This is a genomic window from Rugamonas brunnea, from assembly GCF_014042345.1.
Classification (GTDB): domain Bacteria; phylum Pseudomonadota; class Gammaproteobacteria; order Burkholderiales; family Burkholderiaceae_D; genus Rugamonas; species Rugamonas brunnea.
On record NZ_JACEZT010000008.1, the window covers coordinates 93,092 to 116,008 of the forward strand.

14 protein-coding genes are annotated in these 22,917 nt (G+C 65.6%); 4 read left to right on the plus strand and 10 right to left on the minus strand.

Going from position 1 to position 22,917, the window contains the following annotated elements:
• Positions 1 to 67: 67 nt before the first annotated feature.
• Together H3H37_RS13605 and H3H37_RS13610 are read right to left on the minus strand one after the other, a co-directional pair.
• Positions 68 to 1,891 (minus strand): M2 family metallopeptidase, encoded by a 1,824-nt coding sequence (locus tag H3H37_RS13605; protein ID WP_182163319.1) that lies wholly within the window; start codon positions 1,889 to 1,891, stop codon positions 68 to 70.
• A gap of 179 nt (positions 1,892 to 2,070) precedes the next feature.
• Positions 2,071 to 4,488, minus strand: coding sequence for a glycoside hydrolase family 31 protein (locus tag H3H37_RS13610; RefSeq protein ID WP_182163321.1), 2,418 nt, complete (start codon positions 4,486 to 4,488; stop codon positions 2,071 to 2,073).
• Between the two features lie 218 nt (positions 4,489 to 4,706).
• Here H3H37_RS13610 and H3H37_RS13615 point away from each other — a divergent pair, with 218 nt between their 5' ends.
• From H3H37_RS13615 to H3H37_RS13625, 3 genes are read left to right on the plus strand one after another with little or no spacing between them, the layout of a single operon-like run.
• On the plus strand, positions 4,707 to 6,059 hold the full coding sequence (locus H3H37_RS13615; RefSeq protein WP_182163323.1) for an MFS transporter: 1,353 nt from the start codon (positions 4,707 to 4,709) through the stop codon (positions 6,057 to 6,059).
• 56 nt (positions 6,060 to 6,115) lie between these two features.
• Positions 6,116 to 7,747, plus strand: a complete 1,632-nt coding sequence (locus tag H3H37_RS13620) for an alpha-D-glucose phosphate-specific phosphoglucomutase (protein WP_182163325.1) — start codon at positions 6,116 to 6,118, stop codon at positions 7,745 to 7,747.
• Positions 7,748 to 7,785: 38 nt separating this feature from the next.
• Positions 7,786 to 9,492, plus strand: a complete 1,707-nt coding sequence (locus tag H3H37_RS13625) for an alpha-amylase family glycosyl hydrolase (RefSeq protein WP_182163327.1) — start codon at positions 7,786 to 7,788, stop codon at positions 9,490 to 9,492.
• Here H3H37_RS13625 and H3H37_RS13630 read toward each other — a convergent pair whose 3' ends face one another.
• From H3H37_RS13630 to H3H37_RS13665, 8 genes are all read right to left on the minus strand, one after another.
• On the minus strand, positions 9,493 to 10,176 hold the full coding sequence (locus H3H37_RS13630; RefSeq protein WP_182163329.1) for a PKD domain-containing protein: 684 nt from the start codon (positions 10,174 to 10,176) through the stop codon (positions 9,493 to 9,495).
• 56 nt (positions 10,177 to 10,232) lie between these two features.
• Positions 10,233 to 13,001 carry an alpha-1,6-glucosidase domain-containing protein gene (locus H3H37_RS13635; protein ID WP_182163331.1) on the minus strand — a complete coding sequence of 923 codons (2,769 nt, stop codon included), beginning with the start codon at positions 12,999 to 13,001 and terminating at the stop codon, positions 10,233 to 10,235.
• 153 nt (positions 13,002 to 13,154) lie between these two features.
• Positions 13,155 to 14,573 carry a sigma-54-dependent transcriptional regulator gene (locus tag H3H37_RS13640; RefSeq protein ID WP_182163615.1) on the minus strand — a complete coding sequence of 473 codons (1,419 nt, stop codon included), beginning with the start codon at positions 14,571 to 14,573 and terminating at the stop codon, positions 13,155 to 13,157.
• Positions 14,574 to 14,583: 10 nt separating this feature from the next.
• Positions 14,584 to 16,416 carry a sensor histidine kinase gene (locus H3H37_RS13645; protein ID WP_182163333.1) on the minus strand — a complete coding sequence of 611 codons (1,833 nt, stop codon included), beginning with the start codon at positions 16,414 to 16,416 and terminating at the stop codon, positions 14,584 to 14,586.
• A 189-nt stretch (positions 16,417 to 16,605) separates the two neighbouring features.
• Complete coding sequence (locus H3H37_RS13650) at positions 16,606 to 17,403, minus strand: ABC transporter ATP-binding protein (protein WP_182163335.1); 798 nt, start codon at positions 17,401 to 17,403, stop codon at positions 16,606 to 16,608.
• Between the two features lies 1 nt (position 17,404).
• Positions 17,405 to 18,226 carry an ABC transporter permease gene (locus H3H37_RS13655; RefSeq protein WP_182163337.1) on the minus strand — a complete coding sequence of 274 codons (822 nt, stop codon included), beginning with the start codon at positions 18,224 to 18,226 and terminating at the stop codon, positions 17,405 to 17,407.
• 11 nt (positions 18,227 to 18,237) lie between these two features.
• Positions 18,238 to 19,203: an ABC transporter substrate-binding protein gene (locus H3H37_RS13660; protein WP_182163339.1), complete on the minus strand. Its 966-nt coding sequence runs from the start codon at positions 19,201 to 19,203 to the stop codon at positions 18,238 to 18,240.
• Between the two features lie 203 nt (positions 19,204 to 19,406).
• Entirely contained in the window at positions 19,407 to 20,927 is a 1,521-nt protein-coding gene (locus tag H3H37_RS13665; RefSeq protein ID WP_182163341.1) for a POT-type proton-dependent oligopeptide transporter, read from the minus strand.
• A gap of 203 nt (positions 20,928 to 21,130) precedes the next feature.
• Between H3H37_RS13665 and H3H37_RS13670 the strand changes: the two genes are divergently transcribed.
• Positions 21,131 to 22,783, plus strand: a complete 1,653-nt coding sequence (locus tag H3H37_RS13670) for an alpha-glucosidase (RefSeq protein WP_182163343.1) — start codon at positions 21,131 to 21,133, stop codon at positions 22,781 to 22,783.
• The last annotated feature ends 134 nt before the right edge of the window (positions 22,784 to 22,917 follow it).

Consider the following 22,917-nt stretch of genomic DNA (forward strand, 5'->3'; position numbering starts at 1 on the left):
TGTTAAGCCGAAAAAAAACCTCGCCATGCAGATGGCGAGGTTTTTTTTTCGGCTGCATGTTTTTGCGTCAGTGTTTTTCCGCCGCCGCGAACTGCGCGTTCTGCGCGTCGAGCCAGGTCTTGAGCGGGGCAAAATATTCGAGCAGCGCGTTGCCGTCGATCTTGTCCTCACCCGAGATGGCTTTCAGCGCTTCCGGCCATGGCTTGCTGGCGCCCATGGCCAGCATCTGTTGCAGCTTGGCGCCGGCCTTGGGATTGCCGTACACGGAGCAGCGGTGCAGCGGACCCGTGTAGCCGGCCTCGCGGCACAGCGCGCGGTGGAACTGGAACTGCAGCATGTCGGCCAGGAAGTAGCGCGCGTACGGCACGTCGGCCGCCACGTGGTACTTGGCGCCGGCGTCGAAGCCTTGCTCGCTGATGGCGGCCGGGCGCGACATGCCCATGTACTGCTCGCGCAGTTCCCACCAGTGCTTGTCGTAGTCGGCCGGCTTGGTTTTGCCGGAGTAGACATCCCAGCGCCATTTGTCGACCGAGTAGCCGAACGGCAGGAAGGCCACCTTGGTCAGCGCCCGTTGCAGCAACTGGCCGATGTCGGCGTCGGCCGCCGCATCCTTGGGCATCAGGCCGATGGTCTTCAGGTAGTCGGGCGTGACGGACAAGGCCACCGTGTCGCCGATGGCTTCATGGAAGCCGTCGTTGGCGCCGTTGCGGAACAAATAGGGCTGCTTGTTGTAGGCCAGGTAGTAGTAGACGTGGCCCAGCTCATGGTGGATGGTGCTGAAGTCCTCGGCCGTGGGCGTGATGCACATCTTGATGCGCACGTCGTCCTTGTCGTCCATTGGCCAGGCGGAGGCGTGGCACACCACGTCGCGGTCGCGCGGCTTGGTCAGCAGCGAGCGTTCCCAGAAGCTGGCCGGCAGCTTCTGCATGCCCAGCGAGGTGTAGAAGCGTTCCGCATCGGCCGTCATTTCTTTCGCGTCGATCTTGCGCTCGACCAGCACCTTGCTCAGGTCATAGCTGCCGGTCTCGCCGGCCGGCTTGAGCAGCGGGTAGATGTTGTCCCACGTCTGGCTCCACATATTGCCGAACAGGTGGGCCGGAATCGGGCCCGTGGCCGGCACCACGTCGGGGCCGTAGGCCTGGCGCAGCTTGTAGCGGGTGTAGGTGTGCAGCGATTCGTACAGCGGTTTGACCTGCTGCCACAGGCGTTCCATCTCGGCCGCGAACTGCTCGGGCGGCATGTCGTACTGCGAACGCCACAGCGCGCCCGTGTCGGCGAAGCCCATCTCGCGGGCGCCCTTGTTCGACAGCGCCACGTACTGGCTGTAGCGTTGCTTGTAGGCCGGCGATTGCGCGTGCCAGCCGAGCCAGATTTCCTTCAGGCGGTTCGGGTCGCGGCTGTCGGCCAGTACTTTTTCCATTTCACCCAGCGCCATGCAGGCGCCGGCGCTGCCGTCCGGGTTTTTCGGGCAGTACTTGGCCTTGCCGTAGGCGCCGGTCATCGCCGTCTGCGCCGCCGTGTAGGCTTCACGCTCCTTGGGATCGGACAGCATCAGCGTCAGTTGCAGCAGCTTGAGCTTGCGCGCGGCGTCCGGCTTGAGCGGCAGGCCGTTGTAGCGGCGCGCGGCCAGCGCCAGTTCGCCGGACGCGGTCAGGTAGCGCTCGGAGAAGAAGGCGCTGATCGCTTCCGTGTCGTCGGTGATGAAGTTCTCGCCGACCCAGGCGCCGCGCGCCTGTTCGATGCTCAGTTTATTGAGGCGGGCTTCCGCGTCGGCCAGGAAGCGTTCGGCTTCGGCCACGGTAGGCTTGGCGGCCGGCGCCGCGTAGGCGCTGCCGCTGGCGGCTGTGATGGCGCTTACCGCCAGCAGCGCCTTGATGAAGGTAGATGACACGCGTGTCTCCCTGAAATGTAAAAATGGCCTCCGGACCGGGTGGTCCGAAGGCCATTAATATACACGTCAGGCTGGCGCGTGTGGCGGTTTTGCCAAGTGTTGCGGATTTGTCAGCGGGTGCCGGCCGCCGCCAGCGTGATGGCCACCGCAGCAAGCGCAGCAAGGGTCTGACCCTGGTTTTAGTGAGCGTCAGCCGCCGCCAGTGAAATGTCCACTGTGCGCGCAGCCAGGTCGCTGGCCGGCAGTTGCACCGTCAGCAGGCGCGCCGCGCCGTCCCAGGCGAAGTCCACCGCCTGGCCGTCCAGCTGCACGCCGGGCGGCTTGGCGCCCACGTTGTGCACCTGCAGCGCGATGCTGCGCTGCGGGCGCTGGTAGTGCGCGCCCGTTTCCGACGACAGCGAAAGCGTCAGCGCGCGGCCCTGCAGCTTGCTGGCGAAGTGCAGCAGCTCGTATTTGCCCTGCTCCCAAGCTTGCGCCGTTTCGCCATCGTCGTCATACAGCTTGCCCTCGCCGCTGCGGACCGTGTGGTCGTGGTAGTAGTGCAGTTCGATGGCCTTGGTCGTATAGTCGCGCGTCGTCTGCACCACGGGCGCCAGCGGGATGAAGGCGCCGGCCCGCACGTAGACGGGGATGTGGTCCGGCGCCAGCTTCACGGCGCGGCTGGCGCCGCCGTCCTGGCGCTGGCCCGTGTAGAAGTCGAACCACACGCTGTGCGCGGGGAACCATACCTGCTGCTCGGTGGCGCCCTTGCTGGTGACGGGCGTGACGAGGAAGTCCTTGCCCCACAGGTAGGTGGAGGCGATGGCGCGCGCCTGCACGTTGTCCGGCTCCTCGTACAGCATGGGGCGCATCAGCGGCAAGCCTTGCTGGTGGTTGTCGAAGGCCAGCGTGTAGTTATACGGCAGCATGCGGTAGCGCAGCCGGATCGCGTCGCGCGCCAGCGCCTTGGTGGGCGCGTCGCGGTAGACCGGCTCGGACGGCACTTCCTCCTGCGCGTGCGGGCGGAACACGGGCTGGAACACGCCATACTGCAGCCAGCGCGTGTACAGCTCATTGTCCAGGTTGGGGTTGGCGAAGCCGCCCAGGTCTGAGTGCATGTAGGCCAGGCCTTGCATGCCCATCTGCAGCGCGATCTCCGGCTGCGACTTCAAACCGCCCCAGCTGCGGTCCACGTCGCCCGACCACGGGATCATGCCGAAGCGCTGCGAACCGGAGTAGCCAGCCCGCATCAGGATGAACGGACGCTCGGTCGGGTAGTCCTGGCGGTAGCCGTCGGCCACCAGTTTGGCCCACTGGTGGCCGTAGATGTTGTGCACCTGCTGCGCCGTGCCGGTGGCGTGGCGCATGGAGCCGGGATGCACTTCCGGTTCGCCCAGGTCGCCCCACACGCCGGCCACGCCCATGTCGTGCAAGCCCTTGTAGATGTTCCAGAACCAGTCGTGGCCCGGCTGGCCGAAGATGTCGATCAGGCCCGTGTGGCCGAAATAGAAATCGTAGGCCAGCGGCGCGCCGTTGGCGTCCGTGCCCAGGATGTGCTTTTGCACGGCTTCCTGCCAGCGCGACGAGGTATCGACGATGAACGGCTCCGTGATCAGCACCGTCTTCACGCCCTTGGTCTTGAAGTCGGCGATCATCTGGGCCGGATGGGGGAAGTTGTCCTGGTCGAAGGCCAGGTTGCCCATGGTGCCCTTGACGGTCTTGCCGAACCAGTACAGGTCGAACACGATGGCGTCCACCGGGATGTCGTCTGCGATGAACTTGTCCACCGTGGCGCGCGCTTCCGCTTCCGTGTGGTAGCCGAAGCGCATGGCGAAATTGCCGAACGCCCAGCGCGGCGGCATGGGCTGGCGGCCCGTGAGGCTGGTGTAGCCGGCGATGATGTCTTGCCAGTTGTCGCCGGCCACCACCTGGTAGGTCTTGCGCCCGCCCGCCGTTTCGTAGGTCAGGCTGTTGTCGCCTTTGCTGTCGAAATCGAGGTAGCCCGTTTGCGGATTATCGAAGTGCAGCAGGTAGCGCTTGGACGACAGCGCCAGCGGCATGGTGAAGTTCATCAGCTCCGAATGGTCGCTGTAGCCATAGTCGGCCTTGTTGAACAGCGTGTAGCGATGGCCGCGCCGGTTCATGCCCACCGAGCGGGCGCCGGCGCCGTACAGGGCTTCCGTGCCGTCCAGCGCGAACTCGATGCGCTCGCCGTAGCCGGTCTTGCCGTAGCCGCGTTTTTCCGCCACCAGCGGCCGTCCCTTGTAGGCATAAGCGATCTGGAACGGCGCGCGGGTGATGGTGACGGTCAGGCCGCCGGTCGCGTATTCGACGGTGTTACCCTTGTTCCTGAGTGTGGCCTTCACGGCGGCCGGCGCCAGCACCACGGCGTGCGACTCGGGCTCCACGCTTTGCCCGGCCGGCACGAAGGTGGTTTCCACGATGCGGGTGGAGTAGGGCTTGATCAGGTACTGGCCATCGCTGGTGCGCACTTCCAGCTGGTTGCCATGCAGGGTGGCGCTGTCGAAGCGGCGTTCCAGGTTCTGGGCCAGCACGGCGGGGCTGGCGGCGAGCAGCAGGGCCAGGCCCGCGAAATGTCTGCTTGGTTTGCTTGTCATGTGGAGGGGTCTCAGTTTTTCCGAGTCATGTGTTCGGTTATGTTATTTGACTACATTTGACTACAAAACCACGGTGCTGTGCGCGGCTAACTCCTTTATTTTACTATGAAGTTGTTTCGATTGACACCTGTGGTCTAGCGTGTTACTTTGCTACAAATTCGCATTTTGACGCTGAGCTCCGGCCTCCAGACCGGACCACATAACGGGGACACGCAGGCATGCAACCTTCTTCCAACAAGCCCAGGCTGACGTTCTGGCAGCTCTGGAACATGAGCTTTGGCTTTTTCGGCATCCAGTTCGGTTTCGCACTGCAGAACGCCAACACCAGCCGCATCTTTTCTACGCTGGGCGCCAATCCCGACGACCTGGCCTTCCTGTGGCTGGCCGCGCCCGTCACCGGCCTGCTGGTGCAGCCCGTGATCGGCTACCTGAGCGACAACACCTGGCACCCGTTCTGGGGCCGCCGCCGGCCGTTCTTCTTCGTCGGCGCCGTGCTGGCCTCGATCGCGCTGTTCCTGATGCCCAATTCCAGCGCCCTGTGGATGGCCGCCGCCGTGCTGTGGCTGATGGATGGCGCCATCAACGTGTCGATGGAGCCGTTCCGCGCCTTCGTCGGCGACAAGCTCAGTCCCGCCCAGCAGACGGCCGGTTTCGCCATGCAGACCTTCTTCATCGGCTGGGGCGCCGTGATCGCCTCGCTGCTGCCCACCATCTTCTCGGACTTGCTCGGTGTGAGCAACGTGCCCGTCAACGGCGCCATCCCCGACACCGTGCGCTACTCGTTCTACATCGGCGGCGCCGTCTATCTGGTGTCGGTGCTGTGGACCGTGCTGACGGCCAAGGAGGCGCCGCCGGACGACATGGAAGCGTTCCGCGCCGAGCGCGCCCGCAGCAAAGGCCTGGGCCACGCCATGGCGGAAATCCTGGGCGGCTTCGCGCGCATGCCCAAGACCATGGTGCAACTGGCCTTCGTGCAGTTCTTCACCTGGATCGCGCTGTTCGCCATGTGGATCTACACCACGTCGGCCATCGCTGAGAATGTGTTCGGCACGGTGGATGCGCAATCGGCCGCGTTCCAGGAAGCGGGCAACCACGTGGGCATCATGTTCGCCGTCTACAGCGGCGTGTCGGCGCTGGCCGCCTTCATCCTGCCCGTGTTCGCACGCTACACCAGCCGCAAGGTGGTGCACATGACCTGCCTGACCATCGGTGGCCTGAGCCTGATCAGCATCTTCACCATCCACAACCTGAACTTGCTATTCGTGCCGATGATCGGCGTGGGCATCGCCTGGGCCAGCATCCTGACCATGCCGTATGCCATCCTGGCCGGCGCGCTGCCCGCCAAGCGCATGGGTTACTACATGGGCGTGTTCAACTTCTTCATCGTGATTCCGCAGATCTGCAGCGGCTTGCTGCTGGGCTCCATCACCAAGCATTTCTTTGCCGGCCACACGGTCAACACGCTGATGCTGGGCGGCGGCTGCATGGTGCTGGCCGGTGTGCTGACGCTGTTCGTCAAGGACAGCGCAGCCGCCAGCGCCAAGGACGCGGGGATCAAGGCCGCCGCCTGAGTTGCGCTGTTTGCGATAGTATCGTCCGCTGTCCCCCCAACCAACGCGGAGCGAACATGACGATACAGACGGTGGCGACCACGCCATATCCCGGCCAGCGGCCGGGAACCTCGGGCTTGCGCAAGAAAGTGACGGTATTCCAGCAGCCCGCCTATCTCGACAATTTCGTGCAAAGCCTGTTCGATACGCTCGGCGATTGCAGCGGCAAGACGCTGGTGCTGGGCGGCGATGGCCGCTACCACAACCGCGCCGCCGTACAGACCATCCTGCGGCTGGCCGCCGCCCATGGTTACGCGCGCGTGCTGGTGGGGCGGGGCGGCATCCTGTCCACACCGGCCGCCAGTTGCGTGATCCGCAAGCATGGCGCGTCCGGCGGCATCATCCTGTCGGCCAGCCACAATCCGGGCGGGCCGGACGGCGACTTCGGCATCAAGTACAACATCGCCAATGGCGGCCCGGCGCCGGAAGCGCTGACCGAGGCCGTGTGGCAGCACAGCGTGGCGCTGCACCGCTACCGCGCCAGCGATGCGCCCGATGTGGACCTCGATACGCCGGGCAGCACCCGCATCGAACAGATGACGGTGGATGTGATCGACCCTGTGGCCGACTATGCGCAATTGATGGAAGGGCTGTTTGATTTCGCCGCCATCCGCGCCCTGTTCGCGCGCGGCTTCACGATGCGCTTCGACGCCATGAGCGCCGTCACCGGCCCCTACGCAAAGGCTATCCTGGAGGGCATGCTGGGCGCGCCGGCCGGCACCGTCATCAACGCCGTGCCGCTGGAGGATTTCGGCGGCCATCATCCCGACCCCAACCCCGTCAACGCGGCCAGCCTGATCGCGCTGATGGCGGGCGAGGACGCGCCCGACTTCGGCGCCGCCTCCGATGGCGACGGCGACCGCAACATGATCGTCGGCCGCCGTTTCGATGTGACGCCATCGGACAGCCTGGCCGTGCTGGCCGCCAATGCCACCATGGCGCCGGGCTACCGGGCCGGCATCCGCGGCGTGGCCCGCTCCATGCCCACCTCGCGCGCGGCCGACCGCGTGGCGCTCGCGCTGGGCGTGCCCTGCTTCGAGACGCCGACCGGCTGGAAGTACTTCGGCAACCTGCTCGATGCCGGCAAAGTCACCCTGTGCGGCGAGGAGAGTTATGGCACCGGCTCGGACCACATGCGCGAGAAGGATGGCCTGTGGGCCGTGCTGTTCTGGCTCAACCTGCTGGCCGCCAGCGGCAAGAGCGTGGCGGTGCTGGTGCAGGAGCACTGGGCCCGTTTCGGCCGCAACTACTATTCGCGCCACGATTATGAAGCCATCGACAGCGCTGCCGCCGCCGAACTGATGGACGCCCTGCGCGCGCGCCTGGGCGGCCTGGCCGGCCAGCGCCTGGGCGAGTACACGGTGGAACTGGCGGACGACTTTTGCTACACCGATCCGGTGGATGGTTCGGTGGCGCGCCAGCAGGGCGTGCGCATTGTGATGACGGACGGTTCGCGCGTCGTGTTCCGCCTGTCCGGCACGGGCACCGAGGGCGCCACCTTGCGCGTCTACCTGGAGCGCTACGAAGCCGATCCTGCGCAGCACCACCTGCCCACGCAGCAGGCGCTGGCCGGCCTGATTGCCGTCGCCGAACACGTGGCCGGCATCAGCGCCTACACCGGCCGCGCCGCGCCCAGCGTGGTCACCTGAATTTCAACTGAAACGACAACCACACAGGAAAAGACAGCATGAACAAGACTCCTCTCGCAATGACCCTGGCGCTGGCGCTGGGCGCGCTGGCCGCGCCGCTGGCCATGTCTGCGCCGGCCGCATCGGGCAAGCTGGCGCAAGCTGCGTCCGCGGCCGCCAGGCCATTCCTGTGGGAGAACGCCACCGTCTACTTCCTGCTGACGGACCGCTTCAACAACGGCAACCGTGCCAACGACCTGGCCTATGGCCGCCAGGCCGACGCCGCGCCGCTGCGCGGCTACATGGGCGGCGACCTGGCCGGCGTGACGGCCAAGATCAACGACGGTTATTTCGACAGCCTGGGTGTGACTGCGATCTGGATCACGCCGCCCGTCGAGCAGATCCACGGCGGCACCGACGAGGGCACGGGCAAGTCCTACGGCTTCCACGGTTACTGGGCGCGCGACTGGACCAGCGTGGACGCCAACCTGGGCACGGAGCAGGACATGCGCGCGCTGGTGGACGCGGCCCATGCGCACGGCATCCGCGTGCTGCTCGACGTGGTGATGAACCAGACCGGTCCCGTGACGGAACAGGACCCCGTGTGGCCGCCCGAGTGGGTGCGCACCGGCCCCGTCTGCACCTACAAGGACCCGGCCACCACCATCTCCTGCACCCTGGTACCCAACCTGCCCGACGTGCGCACCGAGAGCAACGACAACGTGGCCCTGCCGCCGGCGCTGGTGGCCAAGTGGAAGGCTGAGGGCCGCTACGAACGCGAGGTGGCGGAACTGGATGCCTTCTTCGCCCGCACCGGCTATCCGCGCGCGCCGCGCTACTACCTGATCAAATGGCATGCGGACTGGGTGCGCAAGTACGGCTTCGACGGCTTCCGGGCCGACACCGTCAAGCACGTGGAAGTGGGCGCATGGAAGGAGCTGGGCAAGGAAGCGTCGCTGGCCTACGAGGAATGGAAGCGTGACCATCCCACCCGCAAGCTGGGTGACGACAAGTTCTTCATGACGGCCGAGCTGTTTGGCTACAACCTCGCCAACGGCCAGGAGTTCGACCTGGGCGGCGGCCACAAGGTCAACTACTACAAGGACGGCGGCTTCGACAGCATCATCAACTTCGGCCTGGTGTGGGACGCGAAGCAGGATTATGAAACCCTGTTCAGCAGCTACTCGGCGAAGCTGCACGGCGAGCTGCAAGGCTACACGGTGCTCAACTACCTGGCGTCGCACGACTTCGACCAACCGTTCGACCCGGCCCGCACCAAACCGTTCGAAAGCGCCAACAAGCTGCTGCTGGCGCCCGGCGCCGCCCAGATCTACTACGGCGACGAAACGGCGCGCCGGCTCGATCCGGCCGAGGCGCAGGGCGACGCCAAGCTGCGCTCATTCATGAACTGGGATGACCTGGCCACGGACGCCAAGCGTGATGGCTACAGCGTGGCGGCCGTGCGTAGCCACTGGGCCAAACTAGCCTTGTTCCGCAAGGCCCACGTGGCTGTGGGCGCGGGCGTGCACCAGCAATTGCAGGCCCACCCCTACGTGTTCAAGCGCACGTTCGAGCGCGGCGTCCTGCACGACAAAGTGGTGGTGGCGCTGGAGCAGCCGACCGACAAGCCGGCCGCGATCGACGTGCATGGCGTGTTCGCCAACGGCGCGCGGGTGCGTGATTACTACTCCGGCACCAGCGCCGTGGTGGTCAAGGGCAAGGTCACCTTCCCGGCCCACAACGCGGTGGTGTTGATCGGCCAGTGATCAGGGACCGTAGGTGTAGACCTGTTTGATGCTGTGGTCCACGGTCGGCTCGTTGCGCAGGAAGTGCACGATGTCGGCCTGGATGCTGGTCATCAGCGCCTGGTTGGCCGATTCGCTGCATGGCAATGTGGCGATGCCGCCGCTCTTGCACAGCAGGCGCGCCGGCGTGCTTTCGTACAGGCTGGCGCTGTTGGTGTCGGCGCAGGTGGTCGAGCCCTGTTGCGTGTACACGAGATGGCCGTCCGCCACGTAGATGCGGCGCGACGTGGCACAGGTGTCGCCATCCCACAGGGCGACGAAGGCCGCCACCGGCACCTGTGCCGTGAACGACACGCTGGCCGGCGTGCTATTGAGCTCCCCGTCGTTGACGGTCAGCGTGGCCGTGTAGGTGCCGGCGATGTCGGCGATGAAGTCGGGCGTGGCCACTTTCGGATTGAGCAGCGAGGCCATGCTGCCGGCCGGCTTGGTCAGCGTCCACGTGTAGCTGACCAGATCCTGGTTGGCGTCCGTGTAGCTGCCATTGAGCTTGACGAGCGTGCCCGCGTCCACCGTCTGGCCGGTGCCCGCGTTGGCGACCGGGGCGACATTCTTGGGCAGGCCGGCATCGCCGCCGCCGCAGGCGGTCAGCAGGGCCGAGCTCAGGGCCATCGACAACAGCAGGGGCAGCAGGGATGGACGCTTCATGTTCTCTTTCTGGTGAAATTGCAAAACCAAAAAGATAACATGAAACTTTGATAATCTTATCTATTCTCGACAAAAACCACAGCGCAGCGTGGCGGAACTGCAAATGTGCCCGTCGCGCTGTCGAAGCGCGCCGCGCGCGCGGGGCGCTGGTCGGCGGCGCCGGCGCGCAGGTGCACCGGGTGCAGCACGTAGGCCCGGCCCCGTTCCTGCGGCACGGCCAGCGTGTGCGCCACCTTGTCCACGTTGATCAGGTAGGTGAGCGACTTGAAGCGCGCGCCCGCATAGCCTTCGCCATCGAGGTGGGCCACGATCACGGTCGGCTGCTGCTGCGAGCCGGTGTTGTAGAAATGCAGGCGGCGCTTGATGTCGTCGGCCGTGCGCAAGCGGAACAGGGTGCTGCTGGCGCGGATGGCCAGCAGGTCGCGGAACGCGTCGCGTGCATAGGCGATATCGGCCGGCGCCGGTTTCAGCTTCGCGTCGCGCAGCAGGGGCTTGAGCAGCGCATAGTCCTTGCCGTTGTCGTCGGCCGGCGGCAGGCCAACGCCGTAATTGTTGTCGCGGTAGGTCCAGTCCAGCCGGTTGAACCAGTCGCCCGATTCGAAGCTGTTGCGGTCCAGCGATTTGGAACGCAGGATGTCGTAGCCGGCGTGGAAGTAAGCCACGCCCTGGCTGAAGGCGTTGATGGCCGCGCCCAGCATCTGCACGCGCGCGCGCTCGGCCGTGCTGGTGGCCAGCGGCAGCTTGAACACGTTGTTGTCGTACATGGTCTGGTTGTCGTGGTTCTCGACGTAGTTGACCACTTCGCCCGGTTCGCTCGCGTAGCCGGCTGGCTGGCCGGCGTAGGCTATGGCCTGCAGTTCGCGCGTGCTGTCGTCGGCCAGCGTCAGCGGATAGGCGCGGATGGAGCCGGCCAGGCCCACCTTGACCATGTCGGCCGCATGCTGCAATTCGCTGGCCGCATGCTGGCCTGCCTGCGCGTTGGGATCGTAGACCAGGCCATTGATGTAGCCCTGTTTGCTGAACAGCTGCAGGCCCGTGTCACCTGCGCCGCCGCCGCGCACGGCGTCGCGCCCACGGTCGCTGAAGGTGCCGATGCCGCTGCCGTTGAGCGACAGCTGCGACGCCTGCACGAAGCGCGCGCCATTGGCTACTTCGCCAAAGTTCCAGCCTTCGCCGATCAGGTTCACGTGGCGGCCGGTGGCCGCGTCGGCGCGGCGTTGCAACTGCTCCATCGCGGCGCGCGGCTGATGTGCCATCAGGTCGAAGCGGAACGAATCGATCTTGTACTGCACGGCCCACTGGGCCACCGAGTCGATCATCAGCTTGGCCATCATCCGGTTTTCCGTGGCCGTGTTGTCGCAGCAGGTGGAACGTTCGATCTTGCCCAGCGCGTCCAGGCGGTGGTAGTAGCCGGGCACCACGCGGTCCAGCACCGACTTCTCGTTCTGGCCGGCGATGTAGGTGTGGTTGTAGACTACGTCCATGCCCACCCGCAGGCCTGCCTTGTGCAGCGCCATCACCATCTGGCGGAATTCGATCACGCGGCGCGCACCGTCGGCCGGATCGGTGGCGTAGCTGCCTTCGGGCGCGTTGTAGTGGTAGGGATCGTAGCCCCAGTTGTAGCAGTCCGTGAGCTGGGTGGACTTGATCAGCGCCTGCTGGGCGTCGCTGTCCGGGGCGCCCGATGGATGGGGCGTCACGCAGCCTTGTTCCGGCACACTGCCGATGTCGAACACGGGCAGCAGGTGGACGTCGGTCATGCCGGCCCGGCTCAGCGCGGCCAGGTGCTTCATGCCGTTGGAGTGCGTTTCCGTGAAGGCCGCGTATTTGCCGCGATGGGCGGCGCTCACCGTTTTGTCGTTGATGGAGAAATCGCGCACGTGCAGTTCATACACGGCCATGTCGGGCTGCGCCGCCACCTTGTTGGGCGCGCGGTCGCGCTCCCAGCCCGCCGGTTTCAAATTGGCCGCATCGAGGCTGGCGATGTAGCTGCGTTTGGAATCCGTCGTCAGGCTGATGGAGTACGGATCGGTGACCAGGTTTCGCACCATGCCGCTGGTGGGCGCGAACACGTCCACCGCGTACTGGTAGTACTGGCCCGACAGGTCGGCAGGTTGGGTGGCCGACCAGATGCCGGTGGCCGCGTCGAACGCCATGGGCACGATGGCGCGCGCTGCGCCGCTGCCTTTGGGGTACACGCACACGGCGACCTGACGCGCCGTGGGCGCCCACAGCTTGAAGGTGCTGCGGCCGGGCGCCACGGTCACCCCCAGATCGTTCGCTTCGCCGGCCCCGGCGTACAGGTCGTCCAGCGCACCGGCGATCTGCATGCTGGTGGCGTCGCGCACGGTGCCGTCCGGCCCTTCTTGCACCAGCACCAGTTGCTGGCGCAGCAGCGTGCCGGCGCGGGCCCCGTCGGCGGCCGGCAGGGCCAGCGTGGCGCCAGCAGCGACGAACTTGAAGCGTTGCGCCAGCTCGGCGGGCAGGGCGCCGTCGTAGCGTTCCAGCGTGATGGCGCCGTCCGCGCCGCTGACCTTGGCGCCGGCGGCGGTGTTCAGCGTGCCGGCGGCCGAGTAGTACAGTTTGAAGGTGGCGCCGGCGTCCGCGCCAGGCCAGCGCAGCAGTTGGCGGTTGAACCAGTAGGCGCGGGCGTCGGTGGTAACAGCAGGTTGCTGCACGATGGAGAACGGGCCGTTGCAGGCGGCCAGCTCAGGTGTGCTGGCTACCGTGCCGGCCGCAGCCGCAGCCAGACATGTGAGGGCGAGCGCGCCGCCCGCCGTAAGGTGTGCCACGCGTTGCCACGCGCCGGTCTGGTGTGCGCCCATCAGCTCATCTCCGTATCATGATTTGGTAGTGTTGCTACAAATATGCAGAACACAGCCTAGAAATTGCTGGATATGGTAATCCAATTTCTGTAGTTTTGATACATATTTGAGGGCAGGGCTGCGCCGGCTGTATGCGTCGCCAGCCGGAGCAGGCTATTTTCTGCCGGTGCCGATCTGGTATTTTTTGAGCTTGTCGTACAGGGTCTTGCGCGGCACGCCAAGGTGGTCGGCGGCCAGCGCCACGTTGCCGTCGGTGGCGTCGAGCGCGCGGACGATCAGTTCGCGCTCGAACTGGTCGACCTGCTGGGGCAGGGAAGGGCCGGCCGGCGCCGCATGGGGTGTGGTGGCGGCATCGGCCGGCGCCATGCCGGCAGCCGTGCCGGTGGCAGTGCCGGTGACTGTGCCGGTCGCCGCACCGACAGCCGCGCCGGTGGCCGCAACGCCGGCCGGCATCTGCACCACGCCCAGCACCAGCCGCTCGGCGAAGTTACGCAGCTCGCGCACGTTGCCGGGCCAGTCGGCGGCCTGCCATTGCGCCATTTGCTGCGCACTCCAGTTGGGCACTGGGCGCTGGAAGCGGGCCGCCGCGTCTTGGACGAAGTGGGCCAGCAGCAGCGGAATATCGTCGGGCCGGTCGCGCAGGCGCGGCAGCTCCAGGTTGACCACGCCGATGCGGTAGTACAGGTCTTCGCGGAACAGGCCCTGGGCCGCCAGTTGCAGCAGGTCTGTTTTGGTGGCGGCCACCACGCGGCAATCGAGCGCGATGCTTTCGTTACCGCCCAACCGCTCCAGCCGGCGCTCCTGCAGCACGCGCAGCAGCTTGACCTGCAAGGCCATCGGCATGCTTTCGATCTCGTCGAGGAACACGGTGCCGCCGTTGGCGTATTCGAGCTTGCCGATGCGGCGTTTCTGCGCACCCGTGAAGGCGCCCGCCTCGTGGCCGAAGATCTCGCTCTCGAATACCGATTCGGGCAGGGCGCCGCAATTGATGGCGACGAACTGGCCCTTGCGGCCACTGGCCGCGTGCAGCAGCCGCGCCACCACCTCCTTGCCTGTGCCGGTCTGCCCATGGATCAGTACATCGACGGCGGCCGGCGCCACGTTGCGGATCATGACCTTCACGCGCTCGATGGCCTCCGAACGGCCAACCAGGTCCGGCAAATCGGGATGCAGGGCGCGTTGGGCGCGCAGTGCGCGGTTCTCCAGCACCAGCGCGCGCCGTTCCTGGGCGCGGCGCACCGTCTCCTGCAGGCGCTCGGCGGCGAATGGCTTTTCGATGAAGTCGTAGGCGCCGCCGCGCATGGCCGCCACCGCCATGCTGACGTCGCCGTGGCCCGTGACGACGATGACGGGCAGTTCCGCATCCAGCGCGACCACCTGCTCCAGCAATTCCAGGCCGCTGCGGCCGGGCAGGCGCACGTCCGTCACCACCACGCCGCCGTAGTCGGGCCGCAGCAGCGGCAGCGCTTCCTCGGCGCTGGCGCAGGCCTGCACGGTAAAGCCGCCCAGTTCCAGCGTCTGGCTGGTGGCCAGGCGCAGCGCATCTTCATCTTCAACCAGGATCGCTTGCATCGCGCTCACTTCACAGTTCTCCTTCTATCAACAGTGGCAGGCGCAGTTCGAAGCGCGCGCCGCCCTCCGGCAAATTGCGGGCCGTGAGCTGGCCGTTCATGGCCTGCACGATGGACGACGAGATGGCCAGTCCCAGCCCCAGTCCCTTGCCGGACGGCTTGGTGGTGAAAAATGGCTCGAACAGGTGGGCCGCCACCTGCTCCGGGATGCCCGGCCCGCTGTCGGTGATGCTCACCAGCGCGTTGGTATGGTCGTGCGCAGGGTTGAGTGCATGTGCGTGCTCCCCCTCGCGCGCGAGTGCCACGCGCACGTGCCGTGGCGCGTCGGGCGCGCCCGTCTCCACCGCATCGAGCGCGTTGCGCAGCAGGTTGATCAGCACCTGTTCGATGCGCACGGCGTCGCCGGTCACCTTGCAACAACCCTCGTCGGCTGTCACCTCCAGCGTCACACCGAGCCGGCGGAATTCGCTTTGCAGCAGGAAGCACGCGGCCCGCACGCAGGCGGCCAGGTCCACCGTGGCCACGCTTTCGTCCTTGCGCGCGAAGCCTTTGAGCTGGCTGATGATGGCGCCCATGCGCGCGCTGGCGTCGGCGATGTGACCCAGGTTGCTGGTGGCTTGCGCCGTCATGCCCCGTTCCAGGAAGGTGCGGGCATTGTCGGCGAAGGCGCGGATGGCTGCCAGCGGTTGGTTCAGTTCATGCGTGACACCGGCCGCCATCTGGCCCAGCATGGCCAGCTTGCCGGCCTGGATCAGCTCATTTTGCGTCGAACGCAGCAACTGCTCCGTTTCCTGCAGCTTGGCGTAGCGCGCCTCCAGGCTGGCGTTGGTCTGGCGCAGCTGGTCGGTGCGCTCGGCGATGCGGTCTTCCAGTTGCAGCGCGGCCCGTTGCAGCGCAGCGCGCGACGCCTGGGCTTCCTCCAGCCGACGGCGGCGCTGATGCATGGCCCAGAGCGACACGGCCGCGCAGGCCAGCAGCAGCATGGCCGCCAGGGCCCATTGCAGGCCGGCGCGCGACACGCGCTCCTGGCCGGGGAACAGCATCAATTGCCAGCCCAGTTCACCGACCGGCTGCGTGACGGGCGCGATGGGGGATAGGACGCTGGCGGGCAGCGGCGCGATCGGCTTGTCCAGGTATTGCTGGGTACGCGCCAGTTCCTGCACGGTGGCTGGGGCCAGCGGGCGCAGGCTGCGGTAGATCCAGTCCGGCCGGTTGCTGAGGAAGATCACGTCGCTGCGGTCGGCCAGCACGATGGGATCGGCGCTGCTGCGCCAGGTGCGCTCGAATTCGGCCAGGCTGATTTTGACGGCCACCACGCCGGCCACGGCGCCGCGCGCGCTGCCGTCGCGGTACACGGGTTGGGCGATGAAGTAGCCGGCTTCGCTGGTGCTGGTGCCGATGCCGTAGAAGCGGCCCGCCTGGCCGTGCAGGGCGGCGTGGAAGTAGGGGCGGTAGGAGAAGTTCTTGCCGACGAAGCCCAGCGGCTGGTCCCAGTTGCTGGCGCCCAGCGTGAGGCCGTCGCGGTCCATCACGTAGATGGCGCCCACCTTGGCTTGCTGCTGGATGGTGTGCAGGGTGCTGTTCAGGCGGGCGATGGCTTGCGGGTCGTCCGGGTGGGCCAGGGCCTGGATCAGGTCGGGCTGGAAGCCCAGCACGAAGGGCAGGGTTTCGAATTTTTGCAGCACCGATTGCAGGTCGGGCGCGATCAGCTGGAGCTGGCGCTGGGCCTGGTCCTGCAGTTCCGCGCGGGCGTGGCGGGTGCCGAACAGCCAAGCGCCCGCTACGATGCAGGCGGCCACGATCAGGGCCGGGAACAGCAGCAGGGAGGGGAGTGCGCGCTTCATGGTCGGTACTGTACAACATCGGGGACGGGGGCTGATTCTCGGCAAGCGAAAACCGGGGACAGACCCGCATTTGGTGTCGCGGGCTCCGGCCTCGCTAACTGATGATGGGTCAGTCCCCTTGCTGGCGCTAACTGAGGAGGAATGCTCCCTTGCTGCTACCTGCAGAGGGGGCTGTTCCTTGCTGGCGCTTTAGTCCACGGCCGCGAGGCGGATTTCGTCGTTGTGGTGGCGCTGCTGTTCTTCCATCACCAACTGTCCCAGCTCGCGCTTGAGGGCGTTGAACTCGGCGGCGGCCGGGTCGCGCAGGCGTGGCAGCTCCACCAGCATGTCGCGCTTGACCGTGCCGGGGCGGTAGGTCATCACGATGATGCGGTCGGCCAGGTAGATCGCTTCCTCGATGCTGTGGGTGACGAAGATGATGGTCTTCTTCAGCTCCGACCAGATCCGCAGCAATTCATCCTGCAGGTTGCGCCGGGTGAGCGCGTCCAGTGCGCCGAATGGTTCGTCCATCAGCATGATGGGCGAATCGAGCGCCAGCACGCGGGCGATGGCCACGCGCTGGCGCATGCCGCCCGACAGGTCTTTCGGATAGCGCTGCGCGAAGTCCTGCAACGACAGCATCTTCAGCAGTTCGGCCACCTTGGCGTCGATCTCGCGCTGGCCCATACCTTTGATCTCCAGGCCGAACGCGATGTTTTTCGCCACCGTCATCCACGGGAACAGCGCGTATTCCTGGAACACCATGCCGCGCTCGGGACCGGGGCCCGTCACCAGCTTGCCGTCGGCGTGGATGGTGCCCGACGACGGCAGCGAGAAGCCTGCCACGGCGTTGAGCAGCGTGGACTTGCCGCAACCCGATGGCCCCAGCAGGCACACGAACTGCCCCTGCGGGATATCGAGCTCGATGTTCTTCAACGCGACAACCTCGCGGCCGTCGGCCTGGAATACCTTGTTGACGCCGCGTACGGCGATGTGGGATGCGCTCATGTCAGTTCTCCAGGCCGCGGTGCCAGCGCAGCAGATGGTTGTTCAATTTGTTCATGGCCACGTCGATGGCCAGTCCCAGCAAGCCGATGCTGATCATGCCGGCGATGATCTTGTCCGACCAGAAGTACTCGCGCGCCTCCAGGATGCGGAAACCGAGTCCGTTGTTCACGGCGATCATCTCCGACACGATGACGACGATGAAGGCGGTGCCGATGCCGATCCGCACGCCCGACAGGATGTAGGGCACGGCCGCCGGCAGCATCACCCGCACGAACATGGTGTGCTGGCCCACGCCCAGGTTGCGGGCGGCGCGGATGTAGATGCCGTCCACCTGGCGCACGCCGGCGATGGTGTTCATCAGCACCGGGAAGAAGGCGCCCAGCGCGATCAGGAACACGGCCGGCGCGTTGCCCAGGCCGAACCACAGGATCGCCAGCGGAATGTAGGCGATCGGCGGAATTGGTCGCAGCACCTGCATCAGCGGGTTGAACCACGCGTACATGCGCTTGCTCGACCCCATCACGAGGCCCAGCGGCAGCGCCAGTCCGGCTCCCACCACGAAGCCGACCAGCACGCGGTACATGCTGCTCAAGGTGTCGCCCACCAGTTCACCGGAAAACGCCCACGCCAGCCACGAGCCGGCGGCCGGATCGTAGGGCTGCAACGGCAGCAGGTATTCGAACCACTTGTGCACCACGGCTGCGGGCGACGGCAGCACCTGCGGGTTGACCCAGCCCAGCATGGCGCTGGCCTGCCACAGGGCGACGACGAGTACCGGCACCACGATGCCGGCGGCGAATTCACGCCAGTGTTGTTGTTTCATGGTGTCCCCGCTTATTGGATGTTGAGGCTTTTCTTGGCCGCTTCCAGCAGGTCTGTCTTGACCCAGTCCTTGGCCACGGGCGGGGTGCGCATCTTGCCGGTGCCGGTTTTCGCCATCACGTCGGTGGTGAGCTGGATATGCTCGGGCGTGATGTCGTAGCTGTAGGGCGAATTGCTGATGGCGTCGTCGAAGTCGTTCTTCGTGATCTGGTTCTTGAAGATCACTTCGCGCACGTATTTCTCGGCCACGGCCTTGTTATCGATGAACAGCTTGGTCGACTGTACGAAGCAGTTCATGAACTTGGCCGCCACGGCGCGGTGCTCCTTGTAGAACTTCTCGCTCATGACCATGGTGCGCACCGGCGCGCCGATCGGCGTGTCGTAGGGCTTCATCACTTCCACGCCATAGCCCTTGTTGATGGCCTGCGACGATTGCGGCTCGCTTTGCATGATGGCGTCCAGGTTCTTGCCCATCAGCGCCTGGTTCAAGTCCGCGAACGCGAGATACACCAGTTGCACGTCCTTGCCTGGCTGGTCGGACGCCGTCAGGCCGTGCTGGGCCAGTTCCGCCACCAGCAGCACTTCATGGATGCCGCCGCGCGTGACACCCACCTTCTTGCCCTTCAAATCCTTGATGGACTTGATGCCGGCATCGGGGCGCGCGACCAGGCGCGCGCCACCTTTGGCGAAACCGGCGACGACGTAAATGGGCGCCCCGTTGGCGCGGCCGGAGATGGCGGCCTCGGAGGCGGTGGCGCCCACGTCCAGTTCGCCGGCCAGGATGGCTTGCATCACATCCGGGCCTTTGGCGAACACGTGTTCTTCCACTTTGATGCCGCACTTGGGCGCGATTTCCTTGATGTAGGAAACGGCGCCGTAGTGGGCGAATTTGAGATTGCCGAGCCGGACCACGTCTTCCGCCTGGGCGGCGGTGCAGAGGAGGGCGGTGCTGAGGGCGAGCAGGCGGTACTTGGACATGCTGGGTCTCCGTTGTGGTTGTGATGCAGAAGCAACTGCAGTTTCTGTGCCAGCCACAAGGGGAACCTATAGCGAACGCTAAGGTGTTGATTTATATCGGATCGTGCTGGCAGTCGGATTGCGCGCCATCAGCAAGCTGGGCGGAAATCCGCCATTGGCGCGCGCGCCGCATGCGGATTTCCGCCCAAGGCGGGAGGCCAGGGTCAGGCCGGGCGGTAGTGGTTGGTCATGCGGTAGCTGCGCGCATACCAGCCGAACAGGATGGCCGCCACCAGCGCGAAGGCGGCGAAGAAGAACATCTGGAATGCGATCGTGCTGAGGCCCGTGGTGGCGATCATGGCCGTGATGGCATCGTTCTTGACGCCCGCATTGACAATCAGCACCCACAGGCTGCCGACGGTGACGGCCAGGCACCACAAGCTCATGATGGTGCCCTTCATCGAGGCCGGCGCCTGGCTGTACGCGAATTCCAGCCCGGACGTGGACACCAGCACTTCACCGAAGGTGAGCAGGGTGTAGGGCAGGATCTGCCACGCGATCGAGGTCGGCGTGCCGCCGTCCATCTGCAACTGGATGGCGCCGATCACCACCCAGGCCAGCGACGTGAAGGCGATGCCGCCCGTCATGCGGCGCAGCGTGGTCGGCTCCCAGCCCAGCCGGCGTAGCAGCGGGAACAGCGCGAAATTGTTGAACGGGATCAGCAGCATCACCAGCAAGGGGTTGAGCGCCTGCATTTGCGCGGGCAGGAACCAGTCCGGCTTGGTCATGTCGTTGGCCTGCACGATCCAGGTTGAGGCTTTCTGGTCGAACAGCGACCAGAACGGCGTGACCAGCGAGAACACGACCAGGATGCGCAGCACGGCGCGCACGCCTTCGATGGTCTCGTCCGGATGCGCGCCACGGGCCCGTTCCAGTTGCATGGCCGTGCCCAGGCCGCCGAACGCGAGCACCAGCACCAGGGCCAGGCAGGCCGAGATCACGAAGCCCCATTGCGGCGTCATGGCCAGTGAGGCCAGCGCGCCGGCGGCGCCCATGGCGGCCACGGTCAGGCCGGGACGCGACTGGCCGGGCTGGCGCGCCAGCAGCGCCGAGCGCGCCACCCGCAGCACGGAATGGGGATTGGCCGGGGCCGGCGGCACGTGCACATACTGCTTGTTCCCCATCCAGAACACCAGCGTGGCGATGGCCATCAACAGGCCCGGAATGCCGAACGCCACGGCGGCGCCATAGTCGCGCAGGAAGATGGGCATCAGCAGCGACGCGAAGAAGGAGCCGAAGTTGATGATCCAGTAGAACGCGTCGAACACCACCTTGGCGCGGTTGCGGTTGCTCTGGTCAAACTGGTCGCCCACGAACGACGCCACCAGTGGCTTGATGCCGCCCGAGCCGAGCGCGATCAGGAACAGGCCGAAATAGAAGCCTTGCAGGTTGTTCTCGAAGATGGCGAGGCAGGCGTGGCCGGCCACATAGACCAGGCTCAGCCAGAAGATGGTGTTGTACTTGCCGAACAGGCGGTCGGCGATCCAGCCGCCGAGCAGCGGGAAGAAGTACACGCCGATCACAAAGGTGTGGAACACGTGCTTGGCCTCGCCGGCCCGGTCGGGCTGGGGCAGGAACAGCAGGAGCGTGCTGATCAGGAAGGGCGTGAGGATGTTGCGCATGCCGTAGAAGCTGAAGCGCTCGCAACCCTCGTTGGCGATGATGTAGGGAATTTGGCGCGGCATCGGCCCGTTGCCGGCTTCCACTTCCTCACTTTGCACTACTTTTTGTGTAGTTTGACTACTATTCATTGTTGCCCCTGTTTTCATTTAACTTTGTAAGTTATTGATTTAATTGGTTTTTGCTTGGTGTTGCGAAAACCATGTCCCCATTGAAAAATGCATATCGCTGATGTATATTGTCTACAAATTCAATATCGGGCCTTGCCATGACCAAACAACTCTCCCAGCCTTCCGACCAGCAACGCCAATGGTGGCGCGAAGCCATCATCTACCAGGTGTATCCGCGCAGCTTCCTCGATACCAATGGCGACGGCGTGGGGGATTTGCCCGGCATTACGGCCAAGCTGGACTATATCGCATCGCTGGGCGTGGACATCGTCTGGATTTCGCCGTATTTCAAGTCGCCCATGAAGGACTTCGGCTACGACGTGTCCGATTATTGCGACGTCGATCCGCTGTTCGGCACGCTGGCCGATTTCGACGCGCTGATCGACAAGGCCCACCGCCTGGGCCTGCGCATCATGATCGACCAGGTCATGTCGCACTCGGCCGAGGACCATCCATGGTTCAAGGAAAGCCGTTCCAGCCGCGACAATCCCAAGGCCGACTGGTACGTTTGGGCCGACCCGCTGCCCGATGGTAATCCGCCCAACAACTGGATGTCCGTGTTTGGTGGTTCGGCCTGGCAGTGGGACAGCCGCCGCCGCCAGTACTACATGCACAACTTCCTCGTCAGCCAGCCCGACCTGAACTTCCACCACCCCGAAGTGCAGCAAGCCCACCTGGACAGTCTGCGCTTCTGGCTGGAGCGCGGCGTGGACGGCATCCGTCTGGACGCGTGCAACTTCCACTTCCACGACACGCAATTGCGCAGCAATCCGCCGGCAGTGAACCGCGACACGGCCACTGTGTCCGACGTCAACCCCTACGGCATGCAAGCCCACGTGTACGACAAGAGCCGTCCGGAAAACCTGGCCTTCCTGCAAAAGCTGCGCAGCCTGCTCAACGAATACAACGCCGTCGCCATCGGCGAAGTGGGCGCCGACGATTCGCTGGCCGTGATGGCTGAATACACGGCCGACGGCGACAAGCTGCACATGGCCTACAGCTTCAATCTGCTGGTGCCCAATTGCTCGGCTGAATATATCCGCAAGCAGGTCGAGCAGTTCGAAGCGCGCGTCAAGGGCGGCTGGGCCTCCTGGTCGGTCGGCAACCACGACGTGCAGCGCGTGGCCACCCGCTGGGGCGGCCCGGACGCGCCCGTCGCCTTTGCCAAGATGATCCTGGCCATGCAGCTCTCGCTCAAGGGCACGCCCTGCCTGTACCAGGGCGACGAGCTGGCCTTCCCGGAAGCGGACGTGCCTTACGAATTGCTGCAAGACCCGTACGGCATCACGTTCTGGCCCGAGTTCAAGGGCCGTGACGGCTGCCGCACGCCAATTGCCTGGACCGATGACGCCGCCGCGCACGGTGGCTTCACCAGCGGCAAGCCGTGGCTGCCGGTGGTGGCGCCCCAACTGGCGCGCGCCGCGTCCGTGCAGGAGCAGGACCCGGAATCGTCGCTGGCCTTCGCCCGCAAGTTCATCGCGTGGCGCCGCGCGCTGCCGCAACTGACCCGGGGCGGCATCACCTTCTTCGACGCGCCCGAGCCGGTGCTGGCACTGCGGCGTGACCTGGAAGGTGAGCGCGCCATCGTCGCCATCTTCAACCTGGGTGGCGAAGCGGCCAGCTTCACCTTGCCGCAGGTGGCCGGGGCCGAGCAGATGCAAGGCTACGGCCTGCCCGGCGACGTGCAGGGCGACCAGGTCAGACTGCCCGCCTACGGCGCCTGGTTCGGATTGCTCCCGGCCGGCCAGTAAGGAACGCGAAACCCCGCTCAATCAGTTTGTGCGGGGTTTTCTTCTTTAAGGGCCGTATTTCGGGTATGCTTGCCGCCTTCCGGCGCGTTATCTTCCAAACAAAACCCGCTGCCTAACGATTTGACAGTATCGAC

Excerpts from the sequence above, each read along its gene's own strand:
- H3H37_RS13630 (WP_182163329.1), bottom strand. The coding sequence starts at position 10,176 with ATGAAGCGTCCATCCCTGCTGCCCCTGCTGTTGTCGATGGCCCTGAGC.
- H3H37_RS13650 (WP_182163335.1), bottom strand. The coding sequence starts at position 17,403 with ATGAGCGCATCCCACATCGCCGTACGCGGCGTCAACAAGGTATTCCAG.
- H3H37_RS13640 (WP_182163615.1), bottom strand. The coding sequence starts at position 14,573 with ATGCAAGCGATCCTGGTTGAAGATGAAGATGCGCTGCGCCTGGCCACC.
- H3H37_RS13635 (WP_182163331.1), bottom strand. The coding sequence starts at position 13,001 with ATGGGCGCACACCAGACCGGCGCGTGGCAACGCGTGGCACACCTTACG.
- H3H37_RS13620 (WP_182163325.1), top strand. The coding sequence starts at position 6,116 with ATGACGATACAGACGGTGGCGACCACGCCATATCCCGGCCAGCGGCCG.
- H3H37_RS13645 (WP_182163333.1), bottom strand. The coding sequence starts at position 16,416 with ATGAAGCGCGCACTCCCCTCCCTGCTGCTGTTCCCGGCCCTGATCGTG.
- H3H37_RS13660 (WP_182163339.1), bottom strand. The coding sequence starts at position 19,203 with ATGTCCAAGTACCGCCTGCTCGCCCTCAGCACCGCCCTCCTCTGCACC.
- H3H37_RS13615 (WP_182163323.1), top strand. The coding sequence starts at position 4,707 with ATGCAACCTTCTTCCAACAAGCCCAGGCTGACGTTCTGGCAGCTCTGG.
- H3H37_RS13670 (WP_182163343.1), top strand. The coding sequence starts at position 21,131 with ATGACCAAACAACTCTCCCAGCCTTCCGACCAGCAACGCCAATGGTGG.
- H3H37_RS13610 (WP_182163321.1), bottom strand. The coding sequence starts at position 4,488 with ATGACAAGCAAACCAAGCAGACATTTCGCGGGCCTGGCCCTGCTGCTC.
- H3H37_RS13665 (WP_182163341.1), bottom strand. The coding sequence starts at position 20,927 with ATGCCGCGCCAAATTCCCTACATCATCGCCAACGAGGGTTGCGAGCGC.
- H3H37_RS13625 (WP_182163327.1), top strand. The coding sequence starts at position 7,786 with ATGAACAAGACTCCTCTCGCAATGACCCTGGCGCTGGCGCTGGGCGCG.
- H3H37_RS13655 (WP_182163337.1), bottom strand. The coding sequence starts at position 18,226 with ATGAAACAACAACACTGGCGTGAATTCGCCGCCGGCATCGTGGTGCCG.